The organism is Georgenia sp. AZ-5, from assembly GCF_043952095.1.
Lineage (GTDB): Bacteria > Actinomycetota > Actinomycetes > Actinomycetales > Actinomycetaceae > Georgenia.
Map to the genome: position 1 here is coordinate 3,979,586 of NZ_JBINOU010000001.1, position 12,127 is coordinate 3,991,712.

General features: G+C 72.0%; 10 protein-coding genes. 6 read left to right on the top strand and 4 right to left on the bottom strand.

Annotated elements, in window-relative coordinates; translation table 11 throughout:
• Nucleotides 1–379: 379 nt before the first annotated feature.
• Nucleotides 380–811 carry a MarR family winged helix-turn-helix transcriptional regulator gene (locus ACF0H8_RS18460; protein WP_395290318.1) on the top strand — a complete coding sequence of 144 codons (432 nt, stop codon included), beginning with the start codon at nt 380–382 and terminating at the stop codon, nt 809–811.
• 55 nt (nt 812–866) lie between these two features.
• Here ACF0H8_RS18460 and ACF0H8_RS18465 read toward each other — a convergent pair whose 3' ends face one another.
• Entirely contained in the window at nt 867–1,445 is a 579-nt protein-coding gene (locus ACF0H8_RS18465) for a 4'-phosphopantetheinyl transferase family protein (RefSeq protein WP_395290319.1), read from the bottom strand.
• Nucleotides 1,446–1,499: 54 nt separating this feature from the next.
• Here ACF0H8_RS18465 and ACF0H8_RS18470 point away from each other — a divergent pair, with 54 nt between their 5' ends.
• From ACF0H8_RS18470 to ACF0H8_RS18490, 5 genes are all read left to right on the top strand, one after another.
• Nucleotides 1,500–4,166, top strand: coding sequence for an AMP-binding protein (locus ACF0H8_RS18470; RefSeq protein ID WP_395290320.1), 2,667 nt, complete (start codon nt 1,500–1,502; stop codon nt 4,164–4,166).
• Nucleotides 4,157–5,191 (top strand): iron ABC transporter substrate-binding protein, encoded by a 1,035-nt coding sequence (locus tag ACF0H8_RS18475; protein WP_395290321.1) that lies wholly within the window; start codon nt 4,157–4,159, stop codon nt 5,189–5,191. The genes ACF0H8_RS18470 and ACF0H8_RS18475 overlap by 10 nt, the downstream gene beginning before the upstream one ends.
• The gene (locus tag ACF0H8_RS18480; RefSeq protein WP_395290322.1) at nt 5,175–6,698 is read left to right on the top strand and encodes an ABC transporter permease; all 1,524 of its coding nucleotides are present in this window, start codon (nt 5,175–5,177) and stop codon (nt 6,696–6,698) included. Before ACF0H8_RS18475 ends, ACF0H8_RS18480 begins: the two co-directional genes overlap by 17 nt.
• Nucleotides 6,695–7,738, top strand: coding sequence for an ABC transporter ATP-binding protein (locus ACF0H8_RS18485; RefSeq protein ID WP_395290323.1), 1,044 nt, complete (start codon nt 6,695–6,697; stop codon nt 7,736–7,738). Before ACF0H8_RS18480 ends, ACF0H8_RS18485 begins: the two co-directional genes overlap by 4 nt.
• A gap of 272 nt (nt 7,739–8,010) precedes the next feature.
• On the top strand, nt 8,011–9,393 hold the full coding sequence (locus ACF0H8_RS18490; RefSeq protein WP_395290305.1) for an IS1380 family transposase: 1,383 nt from the start codon (nt 8,011–8,013) through the stop codon (nt 9,391–9,393).
• A 156-nt stretch (nt 9,394–9,549) separates the two neighbouring features.
• Here ACF0H8_RS18490 and ACF0H8_RS18495 read toward each other — a convergent pair whose 3' ends face one another.
• The 3 genes from ACF0H8_RS18495 to ACF0H8_RS18505 all read right to left on the bottom strand — a co-directional run bounded on the left by ACF0H8_RS18495 (nt 9,550) and on the right by ACF0H8_RS18505 (nt 11,977).
• Nucleotides 9,550–9,672 carry a hypothetical protein gene (locus ACF0H8_RS18495; protein WP_395290324.1) on the bottom strand — a complete coding sequence of 41 codons (123 nt, stop codon included), beginning with the start codon at nt 9,670–9,672 and terminating at the stop codon, nt 9,550–9,552.
• A gap of 93 nt (nt 9,673–9,765) precedes the next feature.
• Nucleotides 9,766–9,945 (bottom strand): hypothetical protein, encoded by a 180-nt coding sequence (locus ACF0H8_RS18500; RefSeq protein WP_395290325.1) that lies wholly within the window; start codon nt 9,943–9,945, stop codon nt 9,766–9,768.
• Nucleotides 9,946–10,549: 604 nt separating this feature from the next.
• Nucleotides 10,550–11,977 carry a transposase gene (locus ACF0H8_RS18505; protein ID WP_395290326.1) on the bottom strand — a complete coding sequence of 476 codons (1,428 nt, stop codon included), beginning with the start codon at nt 11,975–11,977 and terminating at the stop codon, nt 10,550–10,552.
• Nucleotides 11,978–12,127: the final 150 nt, after the last annotated feature.

Below are 12,127 nucleotides of genomic sequence, written 5' to 3' on the forward strand. Positions count from 1 at the left end.
CCAACGGGGCGAGGACCAGGAGCCGCAGGTGCTGCGCCCAGCCTAGCAGGGCGCCGGTGACGACGGCGGGCACGAGGATGGCAAGGAACGTCCCGCCCCAGCTGAAGGTCGACTGCGCCCCGGCCATCTCGGCCATGTAGGCGCGCAGGCCCGCCCCCCAAGCGAGACCGAAGACGGCGCCGACGGCGACGTGGGCGGCCGCGGACGGCCTCTGGAGTTGCTGCTCCGGCGGTGTGGTTTTGGGTGAGCTGGTCCGACATGGCGGTCTCCAGAAGCTCAGGGTCTTTCGGGTGATGGACGGCTTTCGGAGCCGAGGAGAACTCCCGGAGCCGAGGCGTTAAGGTTCCCTGACAGTCAGGCCAACTTAGAACCGAGCAGCGTGCCGCCGCAAGACCAGAACACCATCGCGATGCTCGGGCAGGCGTACAGCCTGTTCGGCTTCCGGATCGTCGAGTGCGTCGTGGGTGCGGGCTATCCGCAGAAGCCGCGACACTTGGCCGTGTTCGCGCAGATCAGCCCTGATGGCTCCCGCCTGAGCAACCTCGCCCGCGGCGCGAACATGACGCCGCAGTCGATGGGCGAGATCGTCGACGAACTCGAGGAGCTCGGCTACGTGCGGCGCGAGCCCGACCCCTCCGACCGGCGGGCGAAGCTCATCCGGCTCACCCCGCTCGGGCGCCGGACCGTGGACGCCGGCAAGGCCACCGTCAACGGCATCGAGGAGAGCCACCGCGGTGCTGGGGCCGAGGGGCATGCCGAGCTCCGGCGCCTGCTCGGGCGTCTGCTCGCGTCGGCGGAGGGTCAGCGGTAGCGAGGGAGCAGCCGTCGCGCGCGGACGCGCGCCGGGGGTGGGGGTCGCTGTCGCATCAGCGGGGCCAGTGCCGACACACGTGCTGGCTGTCGGATTCCCCGAGCGTGGTCAGTGCGGCGGCGTAGCCGTTCAGCGGTGGTCGCAGCTCGCTCGTTGCCGCATCCGCCTCGACCGCAGTCAGCCGTGGGACGGCATGCCCTTGTGCCAGTGCAGCCGTCTGCGCCTTGAGCGCCGCCTCCCGGTGCACCCAGTCTTGAGCGGCCCGGGGGTCGGCGAGGTCGGACACCCGCTGGACGTCGACGCCCACCGGCCCGTGCGGGCTCAGGGCGACGACGACCAGCAGGCCGGAGTGCGAGACGGACACCCAGGGCCCCGGCGCGCCGGGCCCGATGATCCGCGGGGCGCCGTGGGTTCCGCCGCACTCGGTGCAGGTGCGGTCCACCACCACCTGGTCTGGCCGCATCCCGAGGTGAGCGGCGGCCGCTACGCGGAGCAGTGCGGCGCCAACCAAGGAGCGGCCACGGTCAGCCGGACGCTCAAGGGACTCCACCCGCGCCCGCTCCGTGGCGTCGAGCAGGGCGAGCAGGTCGCGGTGCGCCGCGGCGAGGGAGGACCACCACACCTCCACAGCCACCCGATTTACCTCCCGCTTGTGTGCCGTATATAGGTAAGGCTAACCTCACCCGTCGTGGCCGCCCTGACTCCCACCATCCTTCCGCGCCCCGGCGGCACGCTGCTGCCTTGGCCCGCGGACCCTACTGTGCTGGGACGGCCCGCGCTGCTCACCGCGTCCGGGGACGTCCTCACCTACGAGGAGCTGCGTGCACGCGTCGGGGACCTCGCTGGCCGGCTCCCGGACGCCGACGACGGCCGGCGGCTCGTGCACCTGCCGCTGCGGCCAGACGTCGCAGGCGTGACGGCGTACCTGGCCACCCTCCAGGCCGGTCACGTGGCGCTGGTGACTGCCGACGACGCCCGCACGGCGGCGGGCATCCTCGATCGCTACCGGCCGGACGTCACGGCGACCGGCGACGTGGAGCAGCCGTTCGAGGTGACCTCGCCGGCCCCGCGGCACCTTCTTCACCCGGACCTTGCGCTGCTGCTGAGCACCTCCGGCAGCACCGGCTCGCCCAAGCTCGTGCGGCTGTCGCACCGGAACCTTCTCAGCAACGCCGCCGCGATCGCCGAGGCATTGCGGATCACCCCGGCCGATCGGGCGATCACCAGTCTCCCCCTGCACTACTGCTTCGGGCTGTCCGTGCTCCACTCCCACCTGGCGGCCGGCGGCTCCGTGCTGCTGCACGACGGGTCGGTCCTGGACGAGGCGCTGTGGCGCGCGGTGGACGACCTACGGGTCACGACGCTGGCGGTCGTGCCGCACATGGTCGAGCTCATGGAGTCCACCGGCGTGCTGCAGCGGGCGCACCCCGCGCTACGCCTGCTGGCCCAGGCCGGAGGACGGATGCACCCGGACCGCGTGGTCCGCACCGCGGCCCTGGGCCTCGAGCAGGGCTGGGAGCTGGCCGTCATGTACGGCCAGACCGAGGCCACGGCTCGCATCTGCGTGCTCGACCCGGCGTTGGTGGCCGACCACCCCGACGCCGTCGGACGCCCCGTGGCCGGCACCTCCCTCCATCTCGACACCACCGTGCCGGAGGCCACCGACGGCGCCGGGGAGGTGGTGGTGCGCGGTCCCGGCATCATGATGGGCTACGCCGAGCACCCCGACGACCTCACCGTCGGCCCCATGCTGGACGAGCTGCGCACCGGCGATCTGGGCCGGGTGGGGCCGGACGGCCTGCTGCGGCTGCTCGGCCGGCGATCCGGCTTCGTGAAGGTGATGGGCCTGCGGGTCGACCTCGCCACGGTCGAGAGCGCCCTCGAGTCCGCCGGACTGACCGCGTGCGTCGGCGGTGACGACACCGGCCTGACGGTGGCGGTCGAGCCGGAGGCAGCCAGCAGTGCCGTCGAGACTGCCGCGCGGGCGCGGCGCCTCGCCGGCGAGGCCTCGGGCCTCGGCCCCGCAGCGGTGGCCGTCGCCGTCGTCGAGCTGCCCCGCCTGGACAACGGCAAGGTCGACCGCCCGGGATGTGCCGCAATCGTGCGTGGGGGCTCGCCGGAGGCGTGCGAGGAGACCCGGCTGCGCACCGCCGAGTCGGTCGGTGCCAGCCCCACCCTCGCCGTCCGCGTGGCCCGCGCCGTCGGCGAGGTGCTCGGCCTGGACGCCGTCGACCTCGACCGCACCTTCGTCCAGGCGGGCGGGGACTCCCTCAGCCACGTGCAAGCCTCCGTCCGGCTCGAGGGCCTCATCGGCCCGCTCCCCCGCGGCTGGCACCACCGCCCCCTGGGCGAGCTGGTGGAGCTGGGGCGCTCCCGTGCCGGCTCCCCGGCGTCAAAAGCGCGGGCGCACTCCGAGGACCCCCTCGGCGGGCGGCGCGGATGGCGCACCGTGGAGACCTCGGTCCTGCTGCGCGCGATCGCCGTGGTGATCATCTGCGGCTCACACGCCGACCTGTTCCGCATCCTCGGCGGCGCGCACACCCTGCTCGCGGTGGCCGGCTTCAACGCCGCCCGCTTCGGCCTGTCGGCGCCCACGGCGGGCGGTCGGTGGCGGGCGACCGCCCGCACGCTCATCGGGGTCGCGGTCCCCACCATGGCGGTGGCCCTGGTCGGCATGGTGGCCCAGGAGCGCTACGGGTGGGCCAACGTCGTGCTGGCCAACTGGATGGTCGGCGACGTCACCTACGGGTTCCGCAATGAGCTGTGGTTCGTCGACGCGCTGGTCGCGAGCTCGCTGGTACTTACCGCCGTCCTGTCGGTGCCGGCGCTGTCCCGGTCCTGGCGCCACGACCCTTGGCGTGTGGCGGCGGCGGTCGCGGTCGTGGCCCTCGTGCCGCGCTTCGTCGTCCTCCACCTCGGGGAGGGCGTGCTGCGCGGAATCATGCCGACGACGTTCTGGCTCTTCGCGGTCGGCGCGGCCGTGGCACATGCCGACACCCGCCGGCGCCGCCTGCTCACCCTCGCCGTCGCCGTCCTCGGCGGGGCGACCTTCTTCCCCGACGACCCGGTGCGCAATGCCACCGTCCTGGCCGGCCTCGCGGCGCTGACGCTGGTGCCGGAGGTCCGCCTGCCCGGCCGGTGGGTGCCCGTGATCGGCCTCCTCGCGGCCGCCTCGCTGTACGTCTACCTCATTCAGTTCCAGATCCTCGACCGCGTCCCCACGCCGCTGGGCGCCACCGCCGTCGCGATCGCCGCCGGCTGCCTGTTCTGGCGCCTGGCCGACCGGCCGGTCCGGCGGTTGCAGGACCTCGTTCCCCTCTCGAGCCGACGAAACGGAAAAATCTCGTGTCCTTGAACCGCCACCCCTTGCTCGCCGCCCTGCTGGCCCTTCCTTTGGCGCTCTCCGCCTGCGCCGCCAAGGGCGAGGGCGAGCAATCCTTCGAGGCCGAGCCCGATGCGCTGCAGGTCTACTCCTCCCAGCACCGCAACGTCACCGAGGCCTGGGCGGAGGCGTTCACAGAGGCGACGGGCATCGAGACCCAGGTCCGCGAGGGCCAGGACTCCTCGATGGGACACATGATCGTCGAGGAGGGCGAGGCGTCGCCCGCGGACGTCTTCCTGACGGAGAACTCCCCGGCGATGACCGTGGTGGAGCGCGCCGGCTTGCTCGCGCCGGTGGCCGAGGAGACCCGGGCGCAGGTCCGCCAGGGGATGGCACCCTCTTCCGGCCTGTGGACGGCGATCGCCGCCCGGTCGACCGTGCTCGTCTACAACACCGACCAGATCAGCGAGGACGAGCTGCCCACCTCGCTCATGGACCTCGCCCGCCCGGAATGGGGCGGCCGGTGGGGTGCGGCACCCGGCGGCGCCGACTTCCAGGCCATCGTGGCCGGCATGCTGGCCGACCGCGGGGAGGCCGAGACCCGTACCTGGCTCGAGGCGCTGGCCGACAACGCCGAGGTCTACCAGAACAACATCGCCACGATGAAGGCTGTCAACGCCGGCGAGGTACCGGTCGGGATCATGTACCACTACTACTGGTACCGCGACCAGGCCGGGGACAAGGAGGGCAGCGCCAACACGGCGCTGCACTACTTCGGCCACCAGGACCCCGGAGCCTTCGTCAGCCTCTCCGCCGGCGGGGTGCTCGCCTCGTCCGACATGCCCGACGAGGCCCAGCAGTTCCTTTCCTACGTCACCAGCCCCGAGGGCCAGCAGGTCCTCCTCGACAGCGGCTCGATGGAGTACGCGGTCGGCGCCGGCGTCGAGTCGGACCCGGCGCTGCCCCCGCTGGATGACCTCGAGGCGCCACCGGTCGACCCGTTCACCCTCAACTCCGACGAGGTCGTCTCGCTGATGACGGATGCTGGCATTCTCTAGGGCGCGAGGAGTCGCGGTCCCCGCCGCCCTGGTTGCCGCGCTCGCCGTCCTGCCGCTGCTGGTGGTGCTCGCCAATGCGCTGTCCGCAGGAACCGAGGGTGCCGCCGAGTACCTGCTCCGACCCCGGGTCGGCGAGCTGCTGGGCCACACCGGCATGCTCGTCGTCGTGACGGTGCCCGCCACCGTCGTCGTGGGCACCCTCGCCGCCTGGCTCGTGGAGCGCACCGCCCTGCCGTGGGCGGGGCTGTGGCGTGCCCTGCTCCTGGCCCCGCTGGCGGTGCCGGCGTTCGTCAGCGCCTACGCGTGGGTGACCGTGGCGCCGTGGCTGACCGGTTTCGCCGGTGCCGCCCTGGTGACCACGCTGGCGTACTACCCGTTCGTGTTCCTGCCCGTGGCCGCCCTGCTGCGCACGCTCGACCCCGCCGACGAGGAGGTGGCCCGCTCCCTGGGCCTGTCACCGGCCGCCGCCGTCGCCCGCACCGTGCTCCCCCGCCTCCGGCCCGCGCTGAGCGGCGGGGCGCTGCTGGTGGCGCTGCACCTGCTGGCCGAGTACGGCGTGCTGGAGATGATGCGGTTCCAGACGTTCACCACCGCCATCATGCAGCGGTACGCCGTCGGATTCAGCGACAGCTCCGGCAGCCTCCTCGCCTCGGTGCTGCTGGCGCTGTGCCTGCTGGCGCTCACGCTCGAGGTGGTCGCCCGCGGGCGCCGACGCGTGGCCCGGGTCGGCTCCGGGGCCCAGCGTCCCGCTCCGCGGCTCGCCCTGGGAGCCTGGACGGTGCCCGCCCTACTGTTGCTGACCGCGGTCGTGTGCCTGTCTCTCGTCGTCCCCGTCGCCACAGTGTCGCGCTGGCTGCTCTCCGCCCTCGGCACCGCCGATGAGCTGGGCGTCGACCTGCTGCGCGTGACCGTCAGCACGCTGGGGCTGGCGTTCCTCGGCGGACTTGCGACCACATTGGCCGCCCTGCCCGGGGCGTGGTTGCTGAACCGGCACCGCTCGGCGCTGACCATGCTGCTCGAGCGCGCCACCTACCTCGCCAGTGCCCTTCCCGGGGTGGTAGTGGGCCTGGCCCTGGTCACCCTCGCCGTGGACTGGGCCCGACCGTTCTACCAGACCGGCTGGCTGACGATCCTGGCCTACGCCATCCTGTTCCTGCCCCGCGCCATGGTCTCGCTGCGCGGCGGGCTTGCCGCCGCACCGCCGGAGCTGTCCCAGGCCGCCCGCTCGCTCGGCCTTCACGGCCCGGCGACCTTCGTCCGGGTCGTCCTTCCGCTCATGGGGCCGTCGGTGCTCACCGGGTTCGTCCTCGTGGCTCTCGCGGTCAGCACCGAGCTCACCGCCACGCTGCTGCTGGCCCCCACCGGGACCGACACCCTCGCGCTGGCCTTCTGGAGAGAGACCGGCGAGCTGGACTACGCCGCCGCGGCCCCCTATGCGGCCGTCATGATCGCGTTGTCCGTGCCCCTGACCATGCTGCTGCGGCGACAGATCCTGGAGGAGCGATGACCGAGGTCCGGCTGCGGGCCGTCACGGCCGGCTACGGTCGGGAGGCCGTCCTCAACGAGGTGGACCTCGTCGTGCCGGAAGGCACCACGACGGCGGTCCTGGGTGGCTCGGGAAGCGGCAAGACGACGCTGCTGCGGGTCATCGCCGGCTTCTTGCGGCCACGTTCGGGGCAGGCCGTCATCGGTGGCCGCACCGTCGCCGGTGCGGGCGTGTGGGTGCCGCCCGAGCGCCGTGGCGTCGGCTACGTCCGACAGGAGGGCGGGCTGTTCCCCCACCTGTCGGTCGCGGGAAACATCACCTTCGGGCTCCCGTGGCCGCGGCGCCGGCACCGGGATCGCGTGCTCGAGCTGCTGGACCTCGTGGGCCTCCCCGCCCAGATCGCCGACCGGCGGCCCGACCAGCTCTCCGGCGGGCAGCAGCAACGCGTAGCCCTGGCCCGGGCCCTCGCCCCGCGCCCGGGGCTCGTGCTCCTCGACGAGCCGTTCTCCTCGCTCGACACCGCCCTGCGCGCCGCCACCCGGGAGGCAACCGCCCGCGCCCTGCGCGCCACCGGCGCCACAGCCGTCCTGGTCACGCACGACCAAGCCGAGGCACTGTCCTTCGCCGACGAGGTCGCAATCCTCGGCAACGGCAGCATCCGGCAAGTAGCGCCGCCCAGGGTGGTCTACGGCGAGCCCATCGATACCGAAGTGGCGGAGTTCCTCGGCGACGCCGTCCTCGTCCCCGGAACCGCGACCGAGGGCCGGGTGGACTGCGCACTGGGCACGCTGCCAGTGCGGGGTTACGTACCCCGTGGCGCCGTGGAGGTCATGCTTCGACCTGAGCAGATCACCCTGACGCCCGCCGGCGCCGGCCACCTGGATGCCACCGTGCGCAGCGTCGCGTACTTCGGCCACGACGCCGTGGTGGAACTGGACCTGACCGACAATTCATCAGCGCAGGGGGTCCGGGCCCGCGTCGTCGGCCTGCAGCCACCCGAGCCCGGGGACCGCGTCGGCCTGGCCGTGGTGGGGCCGGTGCGTGCGTTCCCACGCGACTGACCCGGGTCGTCAGGTCCTCCGCGTTCCCGGAGACAGGACCACCCTCTGCTAGCCAGGTGGTCAACCCCGTCGTGGCAGCCGAGGACGGTTCACAACCTCGGTAGAGACATACCAGGTGCGTCCTTCAGGACGAGTTTGTTGCGGGCCTAGCCTCGGCCTTTCACGCCGGTCGCTGATGACACGGTGCCGGGATAGCGGAAAGTGCCCGTCTGGTGCGGAAAACTTGGGCTTGTCGAGAGTCCAGGTAGTCGCTCCAGAGAGGCACTTTCCGGGTGAAGCGTAACGGGTCGCTGCGACGGTTGAAGGTCAGCGCGGACGGCGAGGGCGTCGTGTCCCACGCCGGGGTGGGGATGCTGCGGGAGCTGGCCGGGTACACCGGCCTGGTCCAGGCGGTGGACGGCGCGCTGCTGGACACCTACCGGGGGGTGCCGATCCACGCGCCGGGGCGGGTGCTGACCGATCTGGCGGTCGCGGTCGCCGACGGCGCGGACGCGATCAGCGGGATCGCCGTCCTCGGGGACCGGCAGGACGTCTTCGGGCCGGTGGCCTCGATGCCGACGGTGTGGCGGGTGTTGGACCGGGTCGACGCCGACCACCTGCCCGCGGTGCGCGCGGCCCGGGCGGCGGCCCGGGAGCGGGCGTGGGCCGCCGGGGCGGGCCCGGACCTTTCCGAGGAGTTGCGGATCGACTTCGACGCCACGATCACCATCGCGCACTCGGAGAAGGAGAACGCCGCCGCGACCTGGAAGCGCACCTTCGGATTCCACCCGCTGCTGGCCTTCCTCGACCGCCCGGAGATCGCTGGCGGGGAGGCACTCGCTGGGCTGCTGCGCAAGGGCAACGCCGGGTCGAACACTGCCGCCGACCACGTCGCCGTGCTCCAGATGGCGCTGGCCGCGCTGCCCGAGCATGCCCGGCCCCGCCCCGGCGAGGCGGACGGTCCGCGGGTGCTGGCCCGGTCGGACTCCGCCGGCGCCACCCACACGTTCGCCGCCGCGTGCCGCGAGAAGGGGGTGGGGTTCTCCTTCGGGTTCCCCGTGGACTTCCGGATCAAGGACATCGTCGACGCCATCCCCGAGCGGTGCTGGCACCGGGCCATCGAGACCGACGGGCTGCGCGAGGGCGCCTGGGTCGCCGAAGTCACCGACACCGTCGACCTGACGGCCTGGCCCGAGGGCTCCCGGTTGATCCTGCGCAAGGAACGGCCCCATCCCGGGGCGCAGCTGACCTTCACCGACGTCGACGGCATGCGGATCACCGCGTTCCTCACCGACACCCCACCCGGCGTCGTCCCCGGGCAGATCGCCGGCCTCGAACTACGGCACCGTCAGCACGCCCGCGTCGAGGACCGCATCCGCCAGGCCAAGGCCACCGGGCTCCGGAACCTGCCGTGCCGGGCCTGGAACGAGAACAACGCCTGGCTCGAGGTCGTCCTGATGGCCACCGACCTGATCGCCTGGACCAAGCTCATCGCCTTCCCAGGCGACCCCGCGCTGGCCAGGTGCGAGATCGCCGCCTTCCGCTACCGCGTCCTGCACGTCGCCGCCCGCATCACCAAAGCCGCCCGGCAGACACGGCTGCGCATCGACGCCACCTGGCGCTGGGCCACCGCGATCGCCACCGGCTGGAGCCGGATACGCACCGCCTTCGGCTGACCGCCGACCCTGCCCCTCCGACCTAAAGGACCTCGGAACCCCGCCCACCCGGCGCGACAGCCGGGCCCTTCCAATGCCACGGCCTCCACCACGAGGCCAGAACCGGTCAAACCCGGCACACCGGACCACGCCCGCCGGCTGCATGAAACACCGAGGCTAGCGGCTGAGCTCATGCTGGCGCTGGTTGATTTCTCGGCTCTTTCGCGCCTTGGGCGCCTTCTTGCCGGCGGCCTTCACGGCTTCGGACGGGTGTGTGGCCTGGCTGACGTCGGCCGTCATACGGGCGGCGACGGTCTCCTCGTCGATGCCACGTCGCTCGAGGTCGGCGGCGAACGCTTCGCGCCGCGCGGCGCTGTCGTAGCTCGGCCGCCCTCATGTCTCCACCAGGGCCAAGTCGCCGGTGCGGGCCAGGGCGGGGCGCAGGTCGAGCAGGCTCTCGAGCACCACGGCCGCTTTCTTGGGCGGCTGGTAGGGGCCGATCTGGTCTCCGACCAGGCCGTCGTGGGCGGCCTGCCACCGCGCGAGCCGCAGGGTCGGGGCTGCTACAAGCACTTCGAATCCGCCTGGCCGCCACCCTGCTCGCCGACCTCGGCATTGGACATTGACCGAGGTCCACGTCCTTAGCCCCCTGAATGCGCTGCTCTCCGTGACCGCCGGGCTAGGAGCCGCCTCGCTTGGCTTGACGATCGCGCTGGCGGCGTAGGGCTGATCCCGATGGCCCGCCCCCGACTTGGGCATGAGATGATCGCCAGGCCTCGCGAGCGAATGGGGCAGATGCGGGGGGCGGTCTTCCCCGGTGTCATCATGGTCACGCGCTCCTATGCTGTCGGATTCGCGCAAGCACCCGGGTCACGACCATCGACCTCCACGGCCACCAGGGCACCGGCCAGCGTGGCGAACATATAACCGAACGCCATCCCAGGGGCCCGGACAGCGACCAGTTGCTGGATGTCGAGCGTGTAGGTGGAGAACGTTGTGAATCGGGCGTGACGCGCTTTGCTGGCGTGCATTGTCGTTTGTGGCGAGGTGCTGCGGTTAGAGCTGGCCTCCGAACCGTGTTTCGGCGGCGGTAGGGCGTTTCTAGGCCGCGGGGCGGCCGCTCGGCCGCTGGAAGAGGGCTCCGGGGGCAGGCCGCGCCGGCCCCCCGGTGGCCCATTCAGGCCATTGCGGGTGCTGCCCTGAACAGCTTGAGGATGTTATGAACGGTCGCGGCGAAATGGAGCTCACTACGCACCGCTCGGAGCCCGCGGCGGGAGAAGCGTCTGAGCCCAATGACGTCTTCGAGCCGGCCGTTCGTGCCCTCGACCATCGGCGCGCGTTGCCGGTACAGCTCGCGGCCCTCTGGGGTGCGCAGGCGGTGGTCCATGGCTTCTAACGGATCCGCCCCCTCCGGTGGTGGTCCGCTGGTCGGCTCCTGTCGAGCGCGGCGTGCGTCGTCGCGGCCCTGGCCGGTCGCGATCAGGCGCGCCGGCCCGGGCACGGTGACGTTCTCCACGCTGCGGTAGCCAGCGTCTGCCAGCACCACGCCTACTTCTGTCTGACTGCTCCCGCAGGCGGTGAGCACACCGACGGCCTCGTCCAACTCGGTGAGCATCGGGACGAACGCGACGTTGTCGGCAGGGTTCTGCACGACATCGGCGACGAGGATGACCTGGTCCTGGCTTACGGCGAGCTGAGCGTTGTACCCCTGAACCCAACCCTTGCGGGTCGCCATGGACCTGGCGTCGGGATCGGTGATGTTCCGAAACCACTCCTTCGCGTTCCCACCCGGCCTCTCCCGTGGGGGCGGCCCGGCAGCGGCGCGTTCCTTCGCCCGTTCCAGCGCCTCACGCGCCCTGGCGACCCGGACGCACGCCTCCATGCTCACCGGGGCCCGGCCGCTGGGCGTGCGGCCCAGGGCGGCGGCCTGAGCCTTGCGCCGCTCCCAGCTATCGAGCTTCTGCTGATGGGCCGCCACCGCCCGGTCGAGCCGCATTTGCGCCACCACCACCGGATCGACACCCCGCGGCGCGCGGCCCGGATGCTCCCGTTCCGAACTAGGCAGGGTGGGGTCCGACATCATCTTCACCCACGCCTGAGCCTTGGCCTTGTCCTTCTCGCTGCGCTCGGCCACCTTCGCCGACTTCTCGGCCTCGATATCTGCCAGCGCCTTCTTGATCCGATCCTGCCGAGTCACCGGGTCCGCGAGGTCGGCGGGCAGCTCGTCGCCGAGCGCATCACCGAAGAGGGCGTCCTCGCGGGCGCCAACCTGCTCCGCCTCGGCCAAGATCTTCTCGACCTCCTCACGCAACCACTTCTCACTTCGCAACGCGTAGTCCGAGGCGTTCGCGGCGATCTTCGTCCCGTCAATCGCGACGGTACCGAGCTTGGCCAGACCGGCCTTCCCGCACAGCTGGAGGACCTGGGTGAACAACCCCCTCACGGCATCCTCCCGGTCCTTGCGGAACCGGGACAACGTGGTGTGATCGGGCACGTCCTGGGCACACGCAATCCGGAAAGCGACGTCGCTGCGGCACAACCGCTCAATCTGCCGAGAAGACTTGACCCCCATCGCGTAGCCATAAACCAGCACCGTCAGGAGCATCCGAGGCGCCTACCCCGCCCGGCCCACCCCGCCGAGCCGGGACCCGGCCTCGAATTCGCTGATGTCCAATGAATCGATCACCGAGATCACGAACCACACCAGATGCCCCGGCGGCAACCACTCCCGCATATCCGGAGGCAACAAGTACTG

Excerpts from the sequence above, each read along its gene's own strand:
- ACF0H8_RS18480 (WP_395290322.1), top strand. The coding sequence starts at position 5,175 with ATGCTGGCATTCTCTAGGGCGCGAGGAGTCGCGGTCCCCGCCGCCCTG.
- ACF0H8_RS18485 (WP_395290323.1), top strand. The coding sequence starts at position 6,695 with ATGACCGAGGTCCGGCTGCGGGCCGTCACGGCCGGCTACGGTCGGGAG.
- ACF0H8_RS18495 (WP_395290324.1), bottom strand. The coding sequence starts at position 9,672 with ATGACGGCCGACGTCAGCCAGGCCACACACCCGTCCGAAGCCGTGAAG.
- ACF0H8_RS18505 (WP_395290326.1), bottom strand. The coding sequence starts at position 11,977 with ATGCTCCTGACGGTGCTGGTTTATGGCTACGCGATGGGGGTCAAGTCT.